The organism is Paenibacillus wenxiniae (genome assembly GCF_039822605.1).
In the GTDB taxonomy this organism is placed as follows: Bacteria; Bacillota; Bacilli; order Paenibacillales; family Paenibacillaceae; genus Saccharibacillus; species Saccharibacillus wenxiniae.
The window spans coordinates 113,608-138,438 of the sequence record NZ_JBCGUH010000007.1; the positions used below are offsets into that span (position 1 = coordinate 113,608).

At 49.1% G+C, this 24,831-nt stretch carries 13 protein-coding genes; 5 read left to right on the plus strand and 8 right to left on the minus strand.

The genetic code is table 11. The features are described from left to right. Nucleotides 1-306: 306 nt before the first annotated feature. The 5 genes from hisJ (at nt 307) to AAHF22_RS14285 (ending at nt 6,037) form a co-directional block, all read left to right on the plus strand. The gene (gene hisJ, locus AAHF22_RS14265) at nt 307-1,143 is read left to right on the plus strand and encodes a histidinol-phosphatase HisJ (RefSeq protein WP_347325691.1); all 837 of its coding nucleotides are present in this window, start codon (nt 307-309) and stop codon (nt 1,141-1,143) included. Beyond that, nucleotides 1,140-2,048, plus strand: a complete 909-nt coding sequence (locus tag AAHF22_RS14270) for an ABC transporter permease (RefSeq protein WP_347325692.1) — start codon at nt 1,140-1,142, stop codon at nt 2,046-2,048. Before hisJ ends, AAHF22_RS14270 begins: the two co-directional genes overlap by 4 nt. Before the next feature lie 25 nt (nt 2,049-2,073). Next, nucleotides 2,074-3,780 carry an extracellular solute-binding protein gene (locus AAHF22_RS14275; RefSeq protein WP_347325693.1) on the plus strand — a complete coding sequence of 569 codons (1,707 nt, stop codon included), beginning with the start codon at nt 2,074-2,076 and terminating at the stop codon, nt 3,778-3,780. Nucleotides 3,781-3,947: 167 nt separating this feature from the next. Beyond that, the gene (locus tag AAHF22_RS14280; protein ID WP_347325694.1) at nt 3,948-4,856 is read left to right on the plus strand and encodes a carbohydrate ABC transporter permease; all 909 of its coding nucleotides are present in this window, start codon (nt 3,948-3,950) and stop codon (nt 4,854-4,856) included. A gap of 224 nt (nt 4,857-5,080) precedes the next feature. Beyond that, a complete protein-coding gene (locus tag AAHF22_RS14285; protein WP_347325695.1) occupies nt 5,081-6,037 on the plus strand; it encodes a metallophosphoesterase family protein in 957 nt (318 codons plus the stop codon). 590 nt (nt 6,038-6,627) lie between these two features. On the opposite strand, the gene AAHF22_RS14290 is transcribed toward AAHF22_RS14285, so the two are convergent. From AAHF22_RS14290 to AAHF22_RS14325, 8 genes are all read right to left on the minus strand, one after another. Further along, nucleotides 6,628-6,996 carry a histidine triad nucleotide-binding protein gene (locus tag AAHF22_RS14290; RefSeq protein WP_347325696.1) on the minus strand — a complete coding sequence of 123 codons (369 nt, stop codon included), beginning with the start codon at nt 6,994-6,996 and terminating at the stop codon, nt 6,628-6,630. A 96-nt stretch (nt 6,997-7,092) separates the two neighbouring features. After that, nucleotides 7,093-10,569 (minus strand): AAA family ATPase, encoded by a 3,477-nt coding sequence (locus AAHF22_RS14295; RefSeq protein ID WP_347325697.1) that lies wholly within the window; start codon nt 10,567-10,569, stop codon nt 7,093-7,095. Between the two features lie 12 nt (nt 10,570-10,581). Next, complete coding sequence (locus AAHF22_RS14300; RefSeq protein WP_347325698.1) at nt 10,582-11,781, minus strand: exonuclease SbcCD subunit D; 1,200 nt, start codon at nt 11,779-11,781, stop codon at nt 10,582-10,584. Nucleotides 11,782-11,974: 193 nt separating this feature from the next. Next, the gene (gene addA, locus AAHF22_RS14305; protein WP_347325699.1) at nt 11,975-16,531 is read right to left on the minus strand and encodes a helicase-exonuclease AddAB subunit AddA; all 4,557 of its coding nucleotides are present in this window, start codon (nt 16,529-16,531) and stop codon (nt 11,975-11,977) included. Beyond that, nucleotides 16,518-20,072, minus strand: a complete 3,555-nt coding sequence (addB, locus tag AAHF22_RS14310) for a helicase-exonuclease AddAB subunit AddB (protein WP_347325700.1) — start codon at nt 20,070-20,072, stop codon at nt 16,518-16,520. The genes addA and addB overlap by 14 nt, the downstream gene beginning before the upstream one ends. Nucleotides 20,073-20,623: 551 nt before the next feature. Then, nucleotides 20,624-21,991, minus strand: coding sequence for a class I SAM-dependent rRNA methyltransferase (locus tag AAHF22_RS14315; protein WP_347325701.1), 1,368 nt, complete (start codon nt 21,989-21,991; stop codon nt 20,624-20,626). A gap of 530 nt (nt 21,992-22,521) precedes the next feature. Further along, nucleotides 22,522-23,865, minus strand: coding sequence for a tRNA (N(6)-L-threonylcarbamoyladenosine(37)-C(2))-methylthiotransferase MtaB (mtaB, locus tag AAHF22_RS14320; protein WP_347325702.1), 1,344 nt, complete (start codon nt 23,863-23,865; stop codon nt 22,522-22,524). Nucleotides 23,866-23,868: 3 nt separating this feature from the next. Then, entirely contained in the window at nt 23,869-24,645 is a 777-nt protein-coding gene (locus AAHF22_RS14325) for a 16S rRNA (uracil(1498)-N(3))-methyltransferase (RefSeq protein WP_347325703.1), read from the minus strand. Nucleotides 24,646-24,831 lie beyond the last annotated feature (186 nt).

The window sequence follows — 24,831 nt, forward strand, 5'->3', positions numbered from 1 at the left end:
ACCCCGAAACGATACATGATTGTTATCTGTATCGTTTCTTGTTGTTTTATTGACCGATCAAACATTTATTCAAACATAAAATATATAATCAACATCGCAAACAGTATAGGAACGTCTTCCTTTATTTTACCGTTTGTTTGAGTTTTGTTAACTAAATCAGCTTATTGAAAGCGTTATTGATTAGCAGAGTATTTAATTTGTAATTTTTCAGTTAATGTTTGATCGGTCATATTGTCAAACACGAATTCACTATTTATACTGAACGAGATTTAACAGTATTCCAATGACAAAGGGGGTTAGAACCACATGCTAAAGTGGGATGGGCATACACATACATCGTTTTGCAAACACGGCAGTTCGGCTTCGATGATGGATTATGTACAACGAGCCATTCAGCACCAGTTCCAGCGCTATACATTGACGGAGCATCCTCCACTGCCTCAGCATTATATCGCCGATCAGGCTTTACAACGGACATTGGCGATGCCAGAGCAGGAGCTTGGCACTTATTTTGCACAAGCCCAGAGCCTTAAACAGCATGTTGAGGAACAGATTGAAATTACGGTTGGATTGGAACTTGACTATTTGCCAGATCGCCCGGAGCATGCCAATCGATTGCTAGAACAATGGGCTGGACAAATGGAAGATGCGGTCGTGTCGGTGCACTTTTTACCCGGTCCGGATGGCAATGAGTGTGTGGATTATACAGCGGATGTGCTGTTAGATCGGCTCGTTCCTTATTATGGCTCGCTCGATCAATTGCTGCATGCGTATTACGATCAGGTGGAGCAGGCGATCCTATGGGCTGGAACGCTTCCACTGCGCACTAGAATCGGGCATATCAACCTGATTGAAAAGTTTCGGCTGCGCATGCCACAACTCAATCCGCTCCTTATGCAAAAGCGGTTGGAACAACTACTACCCTTACTGCAACGATCCGGCGTTGGAGTCGATGTGAATACCGCAGGTTTGCGTAAACCGCTGTGCCAGCAAGCTTATGTACCACCGTGGTTTATCGCTGCATGTGTTCAGCGCCATATTCCGCTTGTGTATGGCTCAGATGCGCATCATCCTGATGAAGTTGGCGCGGGTTGGGATTGGTTTGCTCATCACATAACGAAAGCAGGTGAACAAGGCGCATGAGCATATGGCTAAAAAGAATATGGCTGCATCGTGCGATGTATTTGTTTCTGTTGCCAGCGATCGTCTTTTTTATCCTATTCTCTTATATTCCGATGACCGGACTCATTCTGGCGTTCAAAGAATATCGTTTTAATGGCGGTTTGTACGGTGGCCCGTGGGTAGGCTGGAAATACTTTGAGCGCTTTTTCCACGATTCATATAGCATGAATTATATTCGCAATACGCTTAGCATTAGCTTTTTCAAACTATTTCTGGCTCTCCCCTTTCCGATTTTGTTCGCTTTGCAAATCAATGAAATTCGCAGTTCACGCATGCGCTCCCTGTTTCAGGGAGTCATGTATCTGCCTCATTTTCTTTCATGGGCTGTTGTGATCGGCATATTACAACGTATTATCGCGCCTGAAACTGGTTTACTCAATGAATGGATTCATGCGTTGGGTGGTCATGGCAGTACATTTTTTATGATGGACAAGCATTATTTTTATCCGATTATGTTCTGGAGTTATATCTGGAAAGAGATTGGCTGGAACTCGATCATTTATTTTGCCGCGATTGCAGGCATTAATCCAGCGCTATATGAAGCGGCGCGGATGGATGGCGCTGGACGGTTTCGCCAGATCTGGCATATTACCTTACCCGGCATCCGGCCGACGATTCTTATTCTGTTCATTATGTCGCTTAGCAGCATTTTGTCCGCTGGCTTTGATCAAATCTATTTGCTACAAAATCCTGCTAATGCTGAAGTGGCGCAAATTTTGGACACGTACATTATTCATGTCGGGATTCAGGATGCACAGTTCGGCTATGCGACCGCTGTTGGTTTGATGCAAGGTGTGATCGGTTTGCTTCTCGTCGTGACCGTCAATCAATTATGTAAAAAATGGTTTGAGGTATCACTCTGGTAAAAATTGAAATTGAGGAGATTGACTTATGAAAAAGTGGACTGCGGTACTGGCTATTCCTCTGCTCGTTACGATGCTGGCAACGGGCTGTTCTTCAACTCAATCGGCTACAGCAAAGGATAGCCAGAGCAGCGACAATGCGAATAAGCCGTCAACGTGGATTGCCGATCGTGTCATTACAGGTTTGATTTTCGAAGATGCAGGCGATGTATCAACCGAGATGAATCCAGATATTGCTCGTGTACTGAAAGAAAAAACAGGCATTACGCTGAAAATTCAAGGGGTGAGCGGTAATGATTCCACGCAGGCGCTTGCAGCAGGCTTAGCGGCAGGCGATCTGCCTGACTTTGTCGGTTTTTATCTGGACAATAGCGGTCGACCGGAGATGCCGATTTTGCTCAAAGCGGCGCGCGAAGGCATGTTTACCGATGTCGCTCCTTATTTGAAGCAGACGAACATTTATAGCAAATATTTTCAGCCTGGCTATCTGCCGATGGATTCGCAGAAAAATATCGTGTTCCGCCCGGAATTTAACGGTGCGGCCTACCTTGTTAATATGGACATTTCACGCAATCCAGGCTATGTCGGCAAGAAGTACGTTGGTGGTCCCTATGTACGCAAAGATATTATGGACAAACTTGGCATTGATCCAGCTTCCATCCAAACTTCACAGCAGCTGTATGAACTGGCACAAAAAATGCAAGCCGGTCATTTTACAGATGCCAATGGCAAACCGATCACACCGATTGGCCCGACCGTTTGGGGTGGTAAAGATGTCGATACGCTGTTCAACGATCTGGTCTGGACAGGACCAAGTGACGAGAAATTTCTGCGCGATGCCAGCGGTACGATTAAGTTTGAAAGCCAGACCGATTATCCGCTCAAACGCATTCAATTGATCCAAAACTTGCGTCATGAACAGTTAATTAGCCCGGAATTTTTCACCATGTCGGAAAATGAAGCGCGGGAAGGCGTGCTCAACCACTCCTTTGGTATCGTCGCTGATATGCACAACTACATTCCGCAAAACAATGATATGACCTACGTACCGCTTGGACCGATCAATTTTGTGAATGGTCCTTATTATAAGCAGCTTGATTACAAATCGTACTCCGCAGGCTGGGCGATCCCAACAACGACCGAGCATCCAGAAGATATCGTAAAGCTGGCTGATTTCCTCGCCAGTCGTGAAGGAAAGCTCCTGTTCAAATATGGCATTGAAGGCCGCGATTACACACTGGATAGCAAAGGCAATCCAATCGTCAAAAAGTCAGTCGTTGATCTGATGAAAAGCAATCCAGCCGAGGCGGAAAAACTTGGTTTTAGCGGTGTGGGCAATTATTGGGGCGAGTATCTCGGCTTAACCGATATCGATGACACCGATGATTTTGGTGAAGCGGTGTATGGCGAGGCGAGCAATTCAAACAGCGATGCAACCGCCAAAAAGATACTGCAACTATGGCATTATGACGAGCGACGCAAGCAAGCAAAAATCGTAGACGGCTTGACTCCACTTTCCTTTTTAAGTGAATTTGATCGTGGCGATGAGTTGAATCAAGCGATTAATAATTACAAGGATAGCCTGATCAAAGCTTATTTTAGCGACAATATGGATCAAGCGCGCGCCATTATGAACGATGCGAATGCACAGCTGAACAATGGGCAATTGCTGGATCGCTTTATCCAGTTTTTGAATCAGAAGGAAAGTCAGGATAAGATTACGATCAAATTTTAATGCGGTGGATGGCGATAGGAAGCTTGTTATGCACGGTGTGAAGCTTGTCATGCGCGGTACGAATCTGTAATACATGGTGTGACTAGTGACGATTCAGTGCCGCGTAAGAGCAGGCATACCAGGCTCTGACTGACCAACTGCCCATCAAATATACAAGGAGTACAGAGATGCCAACACGTAAACGTTCATCGTATGTACCGGAGGAGTTGTTATTTTCAGTCCTCAATTATGTAGTGATTATACTGGCTTGCCTGACGGTGTTATTCCCATTATTAAACATTACAGCACTTGCTTTCAATAGCGGCGCAGATGCACAGCGTGGCGGTATTTATCTATGGCCTCGTGTGTGGTCACTGCAAAATTTCACCGAGGTGTTCACACAATCGCATATGGTGAACGGCTTTCTCGTCTCGCTGTTTCGCACAGTAGTCGGTACAGCTGCCAGTGTGTTCATGACTGCGCTCGCTGCTTATGCACTGACCAGTCGTACATTGCCAGCTCGCGGACCGATTGCGTTTATGATCTTTTTTACGATGTTGTTTAGCGGTGGATTGATTCCGTACTATCTGGTACTCAAAGATCTGCATTTGACGAATACGATCTGGGTATATATCGTGCCCAGTCTGTACAGCGTGTGGAATATGATGGTTATGCGTACCTTTTTCCAGCAGGTGCCTGTGGAATTACAGGAAGCCGCTCGAATGGATGGGCTAAATGAAACGGGTATTTTTTTAAAAATCGTCTTGCCGCTCAGCAAGCCTGTACTTGCCAGTATGGCTTTGTTTAATGGCGTGTCGCACTGGAATGACTGGTTTACCGGGGCATTTTTCGTTCGTGAGCAGCAATTGAAGCCGGCTGCCACATTATTGCAGGAAATGCTCGTCAGTCAGGAAGCGCTAAGTCAATCGCTACTGCGTCCAGGTCATGCGTATGAAATGCTGGATCGAATGCAAGTGACCGGTGAATCGTTGAAAATGGCGATGATCCTGCTCGTCATTTTGCCTATTTTGTTCATCTTTCCATTTGTGCAAAAGCATTTTACCAAAGGGGTATCGGCAGGCGCGTTGAAGGAATAAGGCGTAAGGTGCTCCCTACCCTAAACTATCCCTACCTGTACGGATGGACACATGTACAGGTAGGACGACAGATGGACATCTATATAGGTACGATGAGTCATCATAGATACAATGAGTCATCATAGGTACAATGAGTTATCGAATAAGATGAGAGTTATTTCCATAGCGGTTTATGTTGTAGGCATAGGATCGTCATTAGAGTATAAAGGAAAGGCGGCTGAATCATGGGGCAACATAGACTGGCATTCAACGAGCAAGGTACTTTTAAAATTGTCCAGCTGACCGATCTGCATTTGCAGGATGTGCAGCATAATGCGCTTGATCAGCGCACGCTTGAGCTGGTTGAACGCATCATCGCGATCGAGCAACCGGATCTAATCGTGTACACAGGCGATATCGTGTCCAGCCATGATGCTGTGGATGCCGCCGCAACCGAATATGCCTTTCGCCGGGCGCTTCAATGTGCGCAGCATGCAGGCATTCCCTTTGCCGTCATTTATGGTAATCATGATTCCGAAAAGCATGTTACACGGGAGCAGCTACAGCAAATCGCTGACCAGTATACACTGTATCAGGGCGAATCCGGCCCAGCGCATATTCATGGCACCGGCAATTATGTGTTACCGATTCAACAAGCAGATGGGATGGAAGCTGCCGCCCTGCTCTATTTCTGGGATTCAGGTGCGGATGCGCCAGAGCAGATCGGTGGCTATGCATGGATTCATAGCGATCAGATTCACTGGTATCGAGAGCAGTCGAAGCAGTATCGCGAGCAATATGGCACGGTTTTGCCTGCACTGGGCTTTATGCATATTCCTTTGCCAGAATATCGGGAAGCATGGCATAGCGACACTACCGTTGGTGGCAAAGGTGAGGATGTGTGCTGTCCGGATATTAACAGCGGTTTATTTGCGGCGCTGCTGGATGGTCAAGATGTATTCGCCATTTTCGCCGGACATGATCATGATAATGATTATTGCGGGCAGTGGCATGGAATCAAGCTTGCCTTCGGTCGGGTCGCTGGCTATAACACGTATGGCAATTTACCACGTGGAGCACGGGTGATTGTACTGCATGAAGGTGAACGTCGGCTGGATAGCTGGCTACGGTTGGAGGACGATACGATGATGCAGCAGACGTCTCGTTTGGATTATGCAGTATTGGATGATGGGTTGGATTGATATCGGAGGTTTTAGGTTTTAGGTTTTAGGTTTTAGGCTTTAGGCTTTAGGCTTTAGGCTTATGGTTTATGATTGAGACTCGAGATTGATGTTCGAGGTTCGAGGCGAGGTTCGAGGTTTGTAGCTTGTCAGTTGCTAGTTTGTATGTAGTGAAGCATGTAGTGATGTAGTCGGTGAAATATTCCGATGCTGATTATAAATCTATTGCACTATACTATTAAACGTCCAAACCGTATGCCTATTCAACATAATGCCCACTTCAAAAAAACAGCAAATTCAAAACAGTATGAAGCTCAAAACAATGTGTAGCTCAAAACAGTATGAAGTTCAAAACAATGTGTAGCTCAAAACAATGTGTAGCTCAAAACAATGTGTAGCTCAAAAAGGCTCGCCAAACGGCGAGCCTTTCATATTGATGATCAATGGTGTCCATAAAGCGAGCTTCACAGCTATTCATCGTTGTTCAGAGCTAGCTTAGGTGAACAGCAATCCATGACAAAATGACAAACCTTCGCAATCATAGGACTGACTATTGCAAACCCATTCACATCATCACTACCCTTTTCAAACCACTACAACGCTGTATTCACTCAAGCATGCGAATCAGATATCCCTGTCAATGCACCAAGCTTGCCACCACCGAGCAGATGATAGTGCAAATGCTGTACTGCCTGTCCGCTATCCGGGCCACAGTTGTTAATCAGACGATAACCGGATTCGGCAATGCCTAGCTGCTTGGCCAATTCAATCGCAACCCGATGAATTTCGCTAATCAGCGGCAAATCTTCTGCTGTTACTTCATTCATCGAATCGATGTGCTTTTTCGGAATGATCAATACGTGTACAGGTGCAGCCGGCGCGATATCGTGAAAGGCCAAAATCTGCTCATCCTCATACACTTTATTGCATGGGATCGTACCCGCGACAATTTTACAAAACAGACAATCTTCTTTAAACATACAAATTCCCCTTTCATATAACGGCTGTGGTGTAAAGGAACCGATCATAATCATTGTAACATGATGAAAGTGAATCGATTATACAGTGCTTATCATTTACATTTTTTCCAGTACGACTCTGGAGCCTTTGCCTGCTTGCTCTGCTGGTACAATCACAAGCTTACGTGGCAAGCGCATCCGTAGCTCCGGTACGTGGCTAATAATGCCGACGGCAAGGCGATCAGTATGCAGTTTCTCCAGCGAAGTGACCACTGTATCCAGAAGTTCGGGGTCCAGTGTACCAAATCCTTCATCCAGGAAAAAGAATTGGAGTGGATATTTACCGCGTAGCTGAATTTGCGCGGACAATGCAAGTGCCAGCGATAACGAGGTCAGAAATGTTTCGCCACCGGATAGCGTCGATACCGGACGACGAATACCGCCATTACCATTATCACAAATAACAAAGCCACCGCCGGAATCGACTTCCAGCGAATAACGCTGACGGGTTAGAAAGCGAAGTCGTTCCGAAGCCGCTAAACTTACCTGCATCAGCTGTTCTTCAGCAATATATTCGACAAACGCATTACCCCGCATACTCGCTTGCAGCTTGGATAAATATCCGGCTTCAATGGCCAGTTGCTCTCGTTGTTGCTCTAGCTCCAGCCAGCGAATATGACGTTGTTCCAAATCTTCCACATCGCGTGTAGCACGGGCGCGTAGTTCCAGTGCGGCTTCATCTGCCTGTCTTGCTTCCTGCCAGCTCTGTTGCAACTGTTGCCAGTCTTCTTCTGACACCTGCTGTCCATTCAGCTTTGATTCCAGCTCACGCAAGTGAACGGTTAGCTCCCTCTGCTGCTCCCGATGCTGCTCCATTCGCTGGCGACCTTCGGCTTGCTGCTGTTCGTCCATACGTGCAGCCGTAACTTGCTGTTCATCGTCAAAACGCGATGCTGACAGTGCCTGTTGCCAGCGCGACTGTGCCTGCTCTGACTGCGCTGCTAGTGATTGCGCAGTTTGCGTCGCCAGTGCATATGCCTGAGATGCTTGCTGCTGTTGCTCCTGTGCTTCACGCAGCTTACGTGTCCATTGTACAGACTGCTCCCGATAGCGATCCAGCTCAGCCTGCGACTGACGCAGCAATTGCTCAGCAGACTGTTCACCGATCCACTGCTCCAAACGGCTGCGTTTCTCTTGCAGTACACGCTCTTCGCCTTCAAAGCGAGTACGCTCCTGAATATGCTGACGCTCCAGCGCATTCAGCTGCTGTTCACATTCCTGTAGCTTACGTTTACGCTCCTCAATATACGGCACGCTCTTCTCCAAACCCGTGCGAATCCCATCTGCCTGCTCATCTCGCTTCGCCAGATCAGCAAACTGTTCACGTGCTTCCTGTTCGGACAGCCCTTTAAAAGTATGCTGCCATTCATCCAGTGCCGTTTGTACAGCCTGTTGTGCTGCTTGCAGGCGTGCGGTCGCTTGCTCAAACAGACGCAATGCACTTTGACGTTCCGCCTGGACAGCGGTATATCGCTGCGTCCAGTCACGTTGCTCCTGTCGCCATGCGCGTAGTTGCTGACGTACATCATCCAGTTGCTGTTCGACTTGCTGAACCGCTATGCCATATTGTGATAGCCATGTCGCTGCCAGTTGCAAACTTGCATCAGGGTCAGACGGTTCAGCCTCGTTTAGGAGGAGCACAGATACGTTCACTAATGGATTGCTAAGCTGGTTCTCAGGCAGGAGCTGGGACGTGTTCGTTGCAGATCCCCCTTCCGCTTGTGTATGCTGCCATTCCCAATCGGCCAAAAGACGCTCCAGCTCATAGCCATGATTGCGAACACGTTCACTATATTGCATCGCCTGCTGACGCAGAGGTTGGAGCTTTTGCAGATATTTATTGGAATCTGTAGTTTCCGAATCGTCTCCGTCTGTAGCTATAGCTGGCTGTGGATGATGAATCGATCCACATACCGAACAAGGCTGCCCATCCTGCAAGTCGGCTGCCAGTATCGCAGCGAGACGATGAGATTCCGCTGCGCGAGACGCCTGCTGACACTGCTGCTCGAATTGCTCCAGCTGTTCGCGTGCTTCGAGCAGCAGATGATCTTGCTGTTGGTGGATATGCTGTACCGCTACAGCCATGCTGTACAGCTGTTGCTCTTTGAAGGCAAATTGCACAGACTGCTGCTGCAATGCGCTCCATTGTTCATGATGGCGCTCATGGGCGGCGGCATAATCGCGGTGTTCCTGCTCCAGTTCAGCCTGACGGCTACGCAAGCCGTCCAATGTGTTAAGCCGCTGCTGGGCCTGTTGTAGCTGTTGCCGATCACTGCTGCGCACCTCACATTCTTTGAGCTGTTGCTCCAGCTCGGCTCGCCGCTGCTCCGCCTTCCCGAGCATACGCTGCTCGGTTTCTGCCTGCTGCTGTACCTGTACAAGCTCTGCGGCAATGTGCTCCAAACGCTCATGCAAGTGACGCTGGGACTGTTCCAGCTCGGCACATTGCTGCTGCAATTCCAGCGCCTGCTGTAGCTGTTCCAGACGTAAGACGAGACGCGGTTCATGCGTCGCCAGCTCCAGCCGTGCTTTCTCCTCGCTAGCAGCAGCGTCTGTGTAGGTTTGTTCCGTTTGGGCTAGCTGTAATTGTAACTGTTTCATACGTTGCTCGGCTTCTGCCGCTTGCGCCTGTACGTCTTTCCACGCATCCAGCAGTGGTAATAATGTACGCGCCGATTCCGCATCTGTTAGCTCTTGCTCCAGTTGAACCATTGCCGGTTCATGCTTTCGCAGCTCCTCCTGACGGATATGCAGTAGCTCACGATCACGCAGCAGATCGCGCACCTTACCTAGCTGCTCCACCTGGGCATTCATATCAAGCAGATGCGTCCGCACACGCTCGGCTTCCCGTGTTGCCTCTGCTAGATGCGCTTTCGCTTGCTTGACTGCATCAGCTGATGCAGCACCAAGTCCAGTCTGTTCTGAGGCGAATCGCTCCAGCTGATGATCCGTTTCTTTTACACGCTGACTAAGCTTCTGCATAAGCCGATCACCATAGCGCTCCAGATGGAATAACCGCTGTAGCATCTGTCTGCGATCACTGCCTTTAAGCGATAGAAATTCAGCGAATTTCCCCTGTGGCAGTACAACCGCACGGGTAAAATCGTCCATTTTCAGACCGATATATTCCTCCACACAGCGAGTCACATCGCCAAGTTTATCGGCGACAACTTTATCGCCATCCGGCTCACAGACTATAAAACGGCTCATGCTATTACTCACCGTATGATCGCCGGTACGTTTAAATCTGCGCTCAACCCGATACTGCTGAGGTCCGGCGTCAGACAGTAACTCAAACGAAAAGGATACAAATACCGCATCCTCTGAATGATTCAATATCCCCTGTGTTCCGTTTTGCGCACGCTCCACCTTGCCATACAGCGCCAGTGTGATCGCGTCCAGAACCGTAGATTTGCCGCTGCCTGTCGGTCCGAAAATGCCAAACAGACCGGTTTCGCACAGCTCGGTAAAATCAATCTCCTGCTGCTCACGATAACTTTGCAGACCGGATAGCTTTAACGTTATAGGCCTCATGGCTGCACTTCCTTATCCTTCAAAATCATGAATGGTATTATCATCCGACACGCCGATCGTATCCTCACCATCGATCAGCTCCAGAAAAAGCTCAATCAAGCGATCCTCTGGCACCGCCCCACCGGTTTGACGTTCGTAAAATTTACGGAATAGCTCATGTACCGGCAATTGCGCACGTTCGCTAAGCAGCTCCTGTGTTTCCATTTGCGCATAGACCGGACGAATATTGACGATACCGCCGCACGCTTTGCGTAGCGTCTGAATATCGCTCATCGATAACGCTTCAACGAGCGAAATTTCCAGATCGATAAACGCATTTGGATCACGTCCTTCTTCCAGCCATTGATACACCTCGGTTAGACCATTTTTCGCCTTCCATCGTACAAGTGGTCGCCCGCTGGTCAGGAATACCTCTTCCATTTGCGGCGTTTGTCCAGGTGCAATATCTAACACCGTGACAGATTTAGCCTGGCCTGATTCGGAAAAACTATAAGCAAGCGGCGAACCGCTGTAACGAATCATGCCTGTTCCTTTCACCGCCTGTGCACGATGCAAATGTCCAAGCGCCGTATATTGTGCGCCTGTATCCAGTGCGGATGGATCAACCGTATACGCTCCACCGACCTGAATCGGTCGTTCGGAGTCTGTTTCTACGCCGCCAAGCACATAAATATGACTCATCGCCAGATTAACCGTATCGCTGCGAAATCCAGAACCGAGTTGACGCATCAAACGCCCAACACGTTCGCTGTATGCGCGACGAACGGTATTTTCTTCATTTTCCTCTGTTAGCAATTCATTTAACCGTGCCTCGGACGGATACGAAAGTGGCGCAATGATCGCCGTTTCCTCGGTACGTGGAATATAAATGTCCAGACCTGCCGCTTCGGGTACACCGAGCAAATGAATTCCGCGTCCGCGTACAAGTGGAGAGGCGGACGAGATGCGTTCCGGCTGATCATGGTTGCCAGCAATGACGACGAATGGTCTGCCTTTTTCCGTCAAACGTGCGGTAGCCTCATAAAAAAGCTGCTCTGCTAGTGCCGGAGGATTGACTGAATCATACACATCGCCAGCCATCAAAATAAGATCAGCCTGCTGATCGTCTGCGAGCCGTACCAATTCATCCACAAACGCAGCCTGTTCTTCCATTCGGCTACGCCCTTCCAGCGTTTTACCAAAATGCCAGTCTGCGGTATGTAAAATACGCACAAAACTCCCCCTTTATATTTCAGTTTGCGATGGAGCATCTGTCTATTGTATCGCTTATCAATTGACCATGCTCATAACATCTGGAATGACGACAAGTCGAATCGTACTCCCCTCCCTTATAAGCAACAACATAGGGTTGGAGTCATACGGTTCGACTGTCGGTTCAATTCCAGCCTATTTATCCATCTAAGCTTTACTCATCTAAGCGAATCTCATGCTTACCATCGAAAAAGTATAGCCATAACTCATCCACATGCCAGCCAAATGATTGCTGTACAGCCTGCGCATAAAGCTCTAGCTGTATGCGATAACGTTCCTTTAACGTTTCTATTCCACCTTCATGAGCAAAGACGCGGTCTGTTTTGTAATCAACCAGAATCGTGCGTTCGCCTTCACGGAATAGGCAGTCAATAATGCCCTGTGTGAGCATCAGATCACCATGCTCATTTACAGGCAAAGCATGACTGAATGCCAGCTCACGCCGCAACCAGGAAGCATTCATCATACGCTCACCAAGTGCTGTACGGAAAAATCCAGCCACTTCATCCGGCTGTACACTGTCTGCCTCCGGTTGTCGCAAAATCTGCTGATCCACTAGACGCTGCTTCGTCTCCTCAACCAGCGCTATCGTCACTTCGCCGGCTTGCAATGGCACACGCTGCATAACGGTATGGTACGCTGTCCCACGCTCCGCACCGGTCAGTCCTTTTTTCTCCATAAAAGAGGGTCGCTCCAGCTTAAGACTGTGTCGATGACGATCAGCAGTTTCAGGAGAGGCATCTTGGGATGTTCCTCGCATTGATTTGGACAGAGCAGCATCTGTTATAAAGGCTGTGTCTGTCGTCGCGGGTAGTTGTTCAAGCCGCGTGTTCTGCTGTTTATCGTTCTGGGTTTGACCGTTAACTTGCTGCTCATCTTTCTGCTTTTGAGCGTCGATATAAGCTTGAAGCTGAGGATTCAAATCCCAGATGCCTTCCCATAGATCGGCATCTGGAACTTCGTCGGATACGAGTTGCTGCTTTAATTCACTCACCGTTGTTTTGGCAGCGATATGGGCGGCCTGCTCATACGGATACGTCCAATTCAGACGTGCCTCCATCGCCCCTGCTGCTTGCCGTTCCTGCTCGTCCAGACGAATCCAATCGGCTTCGCTTATATGTGGCTGATTTATAGGCGTAGTCGCATCGGTAACTGCTCCATCATTGTTCGTATTTGTAACATCGTTAGCAATGCTTAATGGATCAGTATGATTCGCTACATAGGTCTCAGTCGAAAATAGCTTCTGTTCCGTTTCAGCGCCTGCTCCATCCCTTTTAGCGACTCCATCGGTTTCAGCCGTTACGTTTACATGTTCATTCCTTTGCTCCTGTTCCAGCGCAGCTGCAATGATATCTTGCCATTGTAAAGGTTGACCTGCCTCCATCGCCTGCCATTTCGGATCATGTTGGCGTGGCGCAACTGTCGTCGGTTCGTCCGCTTCATTAGTCTGGAGCAACTGTCGTGTATCCAGCACATGTACTTGCCAGGTTGCCGGATCATCAGCCAGTACAGCTGCATAAGGCGCAGTCGCTGCTTCATTACGCTCACGGAATACACGTGCCGCACGATGGCGCATAAAGGCTGGACCGAGCCAGTCGATATAACTACGTGCGCGTGATAGTACATAATCAGGCAACTCTAATGCCGGGTGCGACTGCACCTGACTCCAGGACGCAATTCGCTTATCCAGATCTTTGACCGTTGCCAGCATGATCAGCTTATCCCGTGGACGGGTTAAGGCGACGTATAATACACGCAGTTCTTCCGCCAGCAGCTCTTTCATCGCACGGCGACGAATTGCCAGATTCGGCAATGTTGGATAGCTAACCCGTGTATCTTCATCCACAAATTTTGGACCAAAGCCAAGCTCTTTATGCATGAGGAATGGTGCATTCAGATCCTGCATATTGAACATTTTGGCCATCCCTGCCAGAAAGACAACCGGAAACTCCAACCCTTTACTTTTATGGATCGTCATCATCCGAATTGCATTTTCCTCGGCTCCGCCGGATACCGAACCCAGATCACCACCTGTGTCCTTAAGGCGGCGAATAAAACGCAGGAAGCGGAATAGTCCCTGTGATGAACCTGAACGTTCGAACTGCAATGCTCGCTCATACAATATGCGCAAGTTATGCTGTCGCTGTACACCGCCCGGCAAACCGCCAAGCCAGTCCATATAACCGGTCTCCCGATAAATACGCCAGATCAGACTGCCCAGCTCACCCTCACGCGCTTCCGCACGCCAGCTTAATAACTGCGCATGGAAACGGCGTAGCTTGTCCGTTAAGCCAGTCGCATCGTGCCATTCATCCGCTGGTTGTGCACGCTCTGGCGCTGTTGCGGCAATGTCCGCAGAAGGTCGAATAATAGAGTCGGTTGTCTCTGCTTTCGGTTCTGCTCTTGTTTCCATTCCTGCTTCTTTTCCAGTTTCTTTGTGCGCTTCCGCTGCTTCAGTTGCCGTAGCTTCCAGCAGCGTTTTCATCGCCTCGTAAAAGGGTACCTGCTTCTGCGCCAGCCTGACTTGAGCAAGCTCGTCTTCGTTCAAGCCGACAATAGGCGACCGCAATACAGCGGCAAATGGAATATCCTGCTGCGGATTATCGATAATGTCGAGCAGCGACAGCATCACATCCACTTCGACCGCTTCAAAATAGCCCTGCTCCACATCGCTATACGCTGGCACGCCAGCCAGCTTCAACTCATCCAGCATCAATGGTGCCCAGATCGCCGTCGAACGCAGCAAAATCACCATATCGCGATATTGTGCCGGACGCAGTCCATCGATCCCTTTATCATAAATCATGAGCGGTTTACCATTCGGTGAAGTCATCTCTCGCACACGCGCAATGATCGCCTGTGCTTCAAGACGTGCCGATTCCAGCTCGGCATCATCCGCTCCAGTAAAGGCATCGCCACTATCATTAGATTCATCATCGGTACGATCGGATGTCCCACTTCCACCGCGCTCAAGCAGCCAAAATTCCGGCTCATAATCCGCCTCATGTCCGTCCGGATATTTCGCTCCGGCAACTAGCTCTGCCCGTTCGTCATACACGATCTCAGCAACCTTTTCATTCATGAGCTGGCGAAATAGCATATTGACCGCATCGACGACCTGCACCCGACTACGGAAGTTACGGGACAGGTCAATACGACGACCTTCGCCGCTCCAATCATCACGATACTGATGATACTTTTGCAAAAATAGTCCCGGTTCAGCAAGACGGAAGCGATAAATACTCTGCTTCACATCACCAACCATAAAGCGATTGCCAGGCAGTTCACGCGAAATGAGCTGTACCAGCTGCTCCTGTACAGAGTTTGTATCCTGATACTCATCCAGCATCACTTCATCAAAGCGCGCCCGATACTCCTGCGCCGCTGCCGAAGGCAGAACTTGCTCCGGTGTGGACGATGGATCACGCAGCACTTGCAGCGCATAATGCTCCAGATCGGAAAAGTCTACCCAGCCGCGTCGCTGCTTCTCCTGCCCATACCGCTCGCTAAAGCGAATGACCAGCTCAGCCAGCTCTTCCATCAATGGAGCCGATTCACGCAGCTCCTGCGCAAATTCAGCAGCGGTACGACCGAAAAAGAGATTGCCTAGCTCGGTAAGCGACTTTTTAACCGTTTCACGAAGTTGCTTGACGGCGTCCTGAAGCTGCACATCCAGTGCATCATCTTTGCGCACCGACTTAAGCTTACCAAAGGCGATCTGTTGAAAGACCGGATACAGCTCACTCCACGGCTTCAATGCGACTGCATCCTGTAGACTATGAATCAATTCCAGATCGCCACGTAGCGTGTCCACATAAGCGGCAGGACCACCCGGCTGTAGTGCAGTCTCGATCGCCTGCTGGACAAGCGCCTCCAGCCCTTGAAGTGCCATATGCAAATCGTTCACGATCTGCTCCACCCAGACCGATTGTTCTAGCTGCCTTGCATCTTGTACGTTAAAAGACTTCGCCGTTTCTCGTAGCCAATGCTCTGGCCACGGATGACTACGTGCAAAATGATATAACCGTTCTACCAGCTGCATCGCTGCTTCATCGCTACGTTCACCGCCAAACCAGTTGATTAAACGATGAAATTGCTTATTATCCCGCTCTTCTTCCTCTGTATATTTATCCTCGAATAGCTCTTCCAGCAATTCCTCTCGCATCATCGCGCATTCATTTTCACTTGCAATCCGAAAGCCCGGATCAAGCGGAATCATCGCATAATAACGCTGAATGACCTCCATGCAAAAGGAATGCAGCGTCGTGATCGACGCCTGACCCAACAGGGCAAGCTGTCTGCGCAGTCGCTCATCGGTCGGCCGATTCAGCACTTCGCGATCAAGCGCTGCCCGTATTCGCTGCCGCATTTCGGTCGCTGCGGCTTTCGTAAATGTCGCCACCAGCATGCGATCCACATCAAGCGGATGCTCTGGATCGGTCACCTGACGAATAATGCGTTCAACGAGCACCGCTGTTTTCCCGGAACCGGCAGCGGCAGCAACGAGTATATTGTCACCGCGCAGCGAAACAGCCTTCCACTGATCCTCGGTCCATGTGCTGTCCTCCGGTCGTGGCATCGTCAGTTGCTGTAGTGCCCGGGCACGTTCCCGATGCGAAGAAGGGGAGCCAGCATGACCGGAACCCGCAGACTCGGCATGATCGCTCAGCCCGTTATGCCATTGCTCTTGTTCACGCTCATGATCGTTCATGTCCGTTTTCTCCTTCCTGCGGGTTTTGCTGGCTTTGCAGCAGTTCCCAGGTTTCGTTTTTGTTCGGTTTTTTCAGCACATTATAGGCATTCCCTTTAATACTTTCATCAAATTGACAGACCGACTTGTACGCGCAAAATGTACACGCTTTTTCCTGATCGATCCGGTAAGGCTCGATCTGTGTCACACCGCCTGTAATACCTTCACCGATCTGACGCGCGGTCTGCCGTACATTGGTCAGCAGCTCCTGCCATTGCTGAGGTGAAGCGACGGCGGAACTGCTATAAAAGCCGCCATCTGCCTTCACCGCTACCGGCAAGATCGCTGAATGCCCTTTTTCGAGCGTATTGTCCATTTTGCCGATCACATCGCGATCGGCAACGAGTAAACCTTTCATTTTAAAACGCTTGAGCAGCTCCTGACGTGACTGCTCCATGCTCAGACGATTGCCGGCTTGCAGCAGCGGATTGTGCACATGGAAATATAGAGCACCTGCTGGATCTGCTTTTTGTCCCAGTCTATCTTCCGCATGCGTGAGCAACACATCGAGATAAGTTAGCATTTGCAGCGCCAGACCGTAATACACTTCATGTAGCTTCAAGTCAGTCGAGCTGGACTTATAGTCAATAATACGAATCAGCAGATTGCCTTCACCTTCTGCCACATCAACCCGGTCAATTCGTCCGACAATCTCCATCGTATATCCATTATCCAATGTAAAACGCAGCGCAGGCCAATTGCCGTCCGGTCCAAACGCCAGCTCCAAATACAGTGGCTCAAACTGCCCACGGCGCGACTGCTCACCAATAATGACCGAAGCGCGACTGACGATATCACGCAGCTTGCGCGTAATATACCCGTATCGTCTGGAACTAAGCAAAATCTCGCCCTGCAAACGCGGCGTATGCTTGTCTACCGCCGCCTCTGCCACCTGTACACATTCCTCCGGTGTCAGATCGCCCCAGTTGCGTCCCTGCGCCTTCAAATCTTGCGCCAGCGTCGTTAATGAAGCATGGAATAACTGTCCGATATCCGGCGCTTTCAGGCGATATTCCTGTCGCTCTCGCAGCTTCAAGCCACGCGCCGCAAAATGGGCAAACGGACACGATACAAATTGCTCCATCCCCGACACACTGGTGCGCAATACACGTCCATACAGACGCTGACTCGTATCTGGGTTCAGTCGATGACCGATATTTTTATAAAATAGCGAACCGAGCAGTCGCTGAAGCTGCGGCTTCCATACTTCATTCGCATCGTACCAGCGCAACACATGCCACCATAACACTGGTATATTCGTGCCCCGACTCCATTCACGCAGCTGACCGATCAAATGTGGAAGTGTCACGCCCGGGCGACCAATGAGCTGAAGCTGCTGCTCCGGTGTGTGCCGGAAATCCGCAGTCCTACTAATCGATTGCTCTCGCAAACCAGGGAAGAGCGCCTTAACGGTAGTGATCACTTCCGAAGCGATCAAACCGCGTCCCTCTTCATCGCTCATCGCATAGCTCATCCACAGTCGATCACTCGCAACCGTCAGCGCATGATAAATAATAAACTGTTCGTCTAATTGACGACGTGTAATGCCTGGAGCCAGCTCCAGACCGCTATCGGTCAAATTCAACCGCTCCGCTTCATTCAAAATGCCCTGATCTGGAAATACAGACGGCACAATCCCATCGTTCACACCGATTACAAAGGCATATTTAATATCGAGCGGGCGTGTACGATCCAGTGAACCGATCAATACCTGATCGATCGCTGGCGGTACGACACCAAGCCGTAAACCTGCCAAACCGGTTTCCAATAAGCCAGCAAAGGTTTCCAGTTGCAGCTCATCCTCTGCCATAATATCGACCATTTGCTCCATTAGCTCAATGATGCCGCCATGAATTTGAATATGTTCGCGCGCGCGCAGTGGTTGCCCACTAGCAGCAGCTTCGCTGCTCCATTGTTCCAGTTTGTCCGCTACATGCAGCTCTTCCAGCAGTTCATACAGAGCGATACACATCTCGGTGGCGTGTTTCGCCTTGTTGAGCTTTTTTTCCAGACGTTGCAGTGGCGCAGCCACTCTGCGGCGTACCCGTTCGATCTGTTGTGCTTGCATCGCCTCACGCTCGCTCGGTTGTCCATTTTCCGTATCTTCCGCTTCCAGCGATAGACTTGGAATCCCACGCCATTCTCGTCCGTCTGTCCAGCGGTATCCATGAATACCACATGCCAACACTACATTTTCAAGGCGATCCAGATCATCTGCTGTCACTTCCTCATCCAGCGTGACGAGCAATCCGGTTTTGATACAGCGAAACACATCCTCATATCGCCAGTTATATTGCACCACATCCAGTGCAGCGCGCATTAGCTCTGCCAGCGGATGATGCAGTATCCCGCGTCGTTTATCGAGAAAATAAGGAATAGCATAGTCTTCCATCAGCGGTGCAATCAGATGTTCATAATCTTCCAGATTACGCACAAAAATCGCCATTTCACGCCAGCGTGCTCCCTGCTGACGTGCCAGCTTCACCAGCTCACGCAGCGCCCCTTCGATCTCGGTTCTGCGATCCGGCGCACAGTGTACGGACAATTCGTCGGATGAGCCATGTTGCACACCGCCGCCCTTCCATATACTGCGTGTACGATACCCCTTTTCCAGATGTCCAAGCAGCGGACTATGCTGGAAACGTACAGGTACATCCTCATGAGCAGGTGATAAATTTTCGACCGCTTCCGGGTCAGCGTGACCTAGCGCTTCGGCGAATTGATACAAGCGCCGACATGCCAGTGCCTGCTGGTAAAATAGCTCCATCTCCGGTGGCTGCTCATGCCAGTAAGGACGATCAAGCGTCAGCGAAACCGTCACACAATCTACCTTTTCCAACAGTGCCATAATGACTCTGTATTCCTGCGGTGTAAAGCTATGAAACCCGTCAATCCACACTTCGGCGCCATTCAGCATCTCTGATTGTGGAATCGCTTCTGCCAGATCATCGAGCGTATCATCGCGATCGATATACAACTGAGACAAGCCATACTCGTACTGACGATAAATATGCTGCAAATCATGCAATTTGTCCGTCAGCAGTGGCGAGACACCCGTTACCGTTTGCTTGACATAGCCTTCCAGCTGTTCGGCCGACAACGCATAATGCTTAAATTCACTGTATAGCTCGCTGAGCTGACTAATAAAGCCAAACTGCTCACCCGAGCGTCCAAATAATTTGAGCTGTGCTTGCTGCTGTTGAAGCAGCTTATACAGCAGCATCTTTTTGCCTTCATCTGCAATGACGATTCGTGCCGAACCACCTACTTCACGCAGTACAAGCTGAGCCAAACGCCGAAAACCGTGCGCACTCGCACGCATATTGCCGCGCACACGTTCCGTCCGAATGAACGCATGCTCGGTTTGAAACGATGCCTGTTCTGGCACAAGGATAAACAGCGGTGCACCCGTAGGGTCCGCTGCAATTTTATCAATCACTCGATTAATGATCGTTGTCGTCTTACCGCTGCCCGAGCGGCCTATCATAAACTTGAGAGGCATGTGCACATCCCCTTTTGTCTGTAAAATCGCTTTGTATATCGCCACAAAATGTTCTCATACATCATTCTTTTAATCAGAACAAATGTTCCCATACATCCATTTTATCGTAACCTATGTGTTATTTCAATACCGCTGCTATGTCGCTATGATGAACCTATCGATTCGTTGCTGTACATTATACCCGTAAACGAGCAAATCCCCACCGTCCCAGGCGTACAATACGGTACGACAGGCGGAGGGGATTCCTCACCATAACTATAATTATACTATAAGGCGTGCTGGATGATAATGGCATGTACTGGAGATCGTTATTTTGTATTCCATTCTTATTCAATTTGCACTCATCGTGCGTTCGTTTCACAGTGGTGAAGTAAGTACCCGTTGTTAGTTTATAATCAAAATAACGCTGGATCGAGCTTCATCAATAATCGATCCGCAAAGCGAAAATTCCAACCTCTATACAACCTCACAACCTTACAACCTTACAACCTTACAACCTTACAACCTTACAACCTTACAACCTTACAACCTTACAACCTTACAACAATATTTTAAAACGAAGCGCTACGCACTTCAAAGATCGCAAATTTCAAATAATGCCCTTCGGTGACACCGAGGATTTGCGGATGATCTTTACCCGCTGCTCTCCACTCCACCAGACGTAGCACTTTCCCTGCATCCTGAGCCGCTTCTTGAATCGTTTCCAGAAATAGCTCTGGCTTCATATGATACGAGCAACTTGCGGTCACCAGATAGCCGCCTTCATTGACCAGCTTCATCCCATGCAAGTTAATGTCCTTGTAGCCGCGTACTGCGCCAGCCACCGCACTTTTTGTTTTAGCAAAAGCAGGTGGATCGAGAATAACAACATCCCAGCTACGTCCACCGCCTGCGGTCATCGGTACGGAGGTGTCATGCTTGCTGCCTGCTGCACGATCGCGACGTTCCTCCAACCCTTTAGCATTGCTGCGTAAATAATCAAACGCATCCGCTACGACAAACTCAACCCGATCCTCGAACCCGTTTAAACGTACATTTTCCTCTGCACTTTCAATCGCATGCGCCGAAATATCGAGACAGGTCACTTTTTTCGCACCGTATTTACAAGCATTGAGCGTAAAACTACCTGTATGTGAGAAACATTCCAACACAGTCGCACCATCCCAGTAAGGGAATTCAACGACATTGCCTTTGCGGTTAACCGGAGCTTGCACGGTCTCGCCATTATCTGTGACTGATTGCAGCGTAATCCCACTGCGTTCCCCCCAGCCGAGCATAAGCGGAGCGATGGATGCACGATTTTCGCGTTGATCGAAGAAATAACCTGTTTTCTGACCCTGTTCGATATCGACTTTAATCCACAGTCCATTTTCCTGCACGGTCACATGACGTGGGCATTCGCCATACAGTATGCCTGTTGTTTCTTCCAAACCTTCCAGCTTGCGCACCGATACATCACTGCGCTCATAAATGCCTTTTGGCTGAACCACTTCTACCAGTGCAGCGATAATCTGCTGACGGCGCTGATCCATACCGAGTGTGAGCAATTGTACAACCAGTACATCGTCAAAACGATCTACGATCAAGCCCGGCAAAAAGTCCGCTTCACCATACACAAGGCGATACGCACGCTCTGTAGGTAAAAAACGCTCCCGATGCTGCACACACCAGCGGAACCGCTCTGCAAAAAACGCCTGATCCATCTCGATTACTGGCTGTCTGGAAATGAGGCGAACGGTAATTTTCGAAGCGGGATTGTAATACCCCGTAGCGAGGAACTTGCGCTGATGATTCATCACCTGCACCACTTCGCCTGCTTGCGGCTCGCCTTCTACGGTAGCGATTTCTCCTTCAAACACCCACGGATGTCCCTGCTCTACTCTTTTCTTACGTTTTTGCTGTAAAATAATTGCTGCCACACTGGCTCACTCCTTTTATACGTACATCCTAATACGGTCAAATACCGATCGATTTACGATCAATCACTCACATCTATCGATCCATCGCATATTTATCACGATCCAATACCGTTCATGGCACAACAAAGGATTTCACCTTGCGGCTCCGGCATCTCGCCAGTTACGCAAAATGAAATCCTGCTAAATATTGTTATGAAGCTTAGTGTATAACTGGTGCATGTAGCATCAAACACTCCGTCAAGCAATAAGAGAACGCACTCAGGTGGTGTGAGATGTGAGACAATCTATCGATTAGGTGATCATGTAGATTCTCCTACTCCAAAGTCGTCCTTTTCTCGAATTCACTTTCCTTCGTTCAGCGGATGTTACTACATACTTATTTTTACATACCGTATCAAAATCTTTTTCATTCTAAAAGAAGTTTGAATAAGCTAATACGTCAAATACATCTGAATCCATATATCTATATTTCTTACCAAAATGCTTAATTTACAAATACCAAAAGCTATTTTAAGCACATCAAATTGGTTTTAAGCGAGTTGACTTGGCTCCTGCTCCAGCACGCGTACAAGTTGACCTTTCGACGTGTTCGCACCTGGCTCAACAAGCTTCACGCGACATAGTTTACCAACGAGTTCTTCTGAACCTTCAAAGGCGATTTGCAAATAGTTATCGCTATAACCGCCGATCATACCTTCGCCGAATACGCCTTTGTCGTTGTTTTCTGGGATAATATCCAGCACATGACCGACAAACTTCTCCGCGTAGGACAATTGCATTTGCTCGGACAGGTCGATGAGTTGATGCACACGTGCATGCTTCACTTCGTCGTCTACCTGATCTTCCATACGTGCTGCCGGTGTACCGGTACGTTTGGAGTAAGGGAATACGTGCATTTCCGAGAAGCCGATCGACTTCATCATATTGTAGCCGTTTTGGAACATTTCGTCCGTTTCGCCGGGGAAGCCTACGATCACGTCAGTCGTGATCGCCACGTCTGGCATCGATTGACGGATACGGCGAATTTTCTCGGCGTATTCAGCTACAGTATATTTACGGCGCATACGTTTCAGCACCGTATCATCTCCAGCTTGCAGCGGAATGTGGAAGTGACGGCACATTTTGGACGAACGATTCAGCACGTCCAGCACTTTGTCTGTAATCTGACTCGCTTCGATAGAGCTAATCCGAATGCGCTCCAAACCTTCCACTTTGTCCAGATCCCACAGCAGATCAGCCAGATCATAATCTTCCAGATCGTCGCCATAACCGCCTGTATGAATACCTGTCAGCACGATTTCCTTGTAGCCTGCGGCTACGAGCTGATGCGCCTGAGCAATGACGCTGCTTGCTGCACGACTACGAGACAGACCGCGTGACCAGGGAATAATACAGAACGTACAGAAGTTGTTGCAGCCCTCCTGAATTTTCAAAAAGGCACGTGTATGATTGGCAAAGTCCGGCACATCCAGTTCCTCGAACTCGCGTGTTTTCATAATGTTACGCACGGCGTTGATCGGCTGACGCTCGGATTGCAGCGTATGGATATGATCCATCAGCTTCTCACGATCCTGTGTACCAACGACCAGATCGACCCCTTCGATATCGAGAATCTCAGCAGGCGAAGTTTGGGCATAGCAGCCCGTTACAGCAATAATCGCATCCGGGTTGCGGCGTACCGCACGGCGAATAATTTGGCGGCTTTTTTTGTCGCCTGTATTTGTTACCGTACATGTGTTAATCACGTACACGTCAGCTGTTTTTTCTTCAAAATCAACCTGCTCATAACCTTCATTTTTAAACAGTTGCCACATCGCTTCGGTATCGTAAAAGTTTACTTTGCAGCCCAGAGTATAAAATGCTACAGATGGCATAATTTAAATTCCTCCCATTTCTCCGGTTTCATACATAATACAAGCCAGCGCGGTCATCGCTGCCGTTTCGGTGCGTAAAATACGCCGTCCGAGTCCGGTCGATACCGCTCCATGTTGCTCTGCCGTCTCCACTTCCTGCTCGGTAAAGCCACCTTCTGGCCCTACGACAACCAGTACACGCACAGGCTGTTCACCATGCTGACGCTGCTTCAGACTGGCTGCAAAAGGTTGAACAACATCGCGAAGCTGACTTCCACTTTCCTTTTCATAACAAAAACAGATCAGATCATACTGTGCCAGCGAAGCGAGTAATTGTTTCCAGCTCAGAGGATGCCCAATCACCGGAATACGGCTACGATGACTTTGCTCTGCCGCTTCTTTGGCAATTTTACTCCAGCGTTGCAGACGCTTCTCTTCCTTACGCGAATCGTATTGCACCACAGTACGCGCGGATAGAAAAGGAACAAATGCAGCTGCACCTAGCTCTGTACACTTCTGGATCACCGTTTCCATCTTATCGCCCTTTGGCAAACTTTGTGCGATCGTGACGTGCACTCTAGCTTCGGAAAGCTGTTCCAGTCGCTCGACAATGCGCGCGGTGACGATACCATCTTCCATACTTTCAATTGCAGCGAGTACATCTAACTGCGCTCCATCACAGGCGATAAATTCGTCGCCCTCCTCGGAACGCATTACTTTTATAATATGCCGGGCATCTTCACCGGTAATTGTTACGCTGTGTTCACTAAACTGCGCTACGGGTACAAAATATCGCTGCATCACTCATCCACTTTCTATGCATAGGATCAACATATGATTCCTGAACTTGTTCATCTTCCAAGGCTACCAGACCTGCGCCTCGCATTCAAATAGCCCGACCGTGTGAACCAGCCGGACTTCTCGACAATCCTACCGCACATTCTCGGTTGGAACATGAACCCTGAAACCTTATGATACAACTTTTAG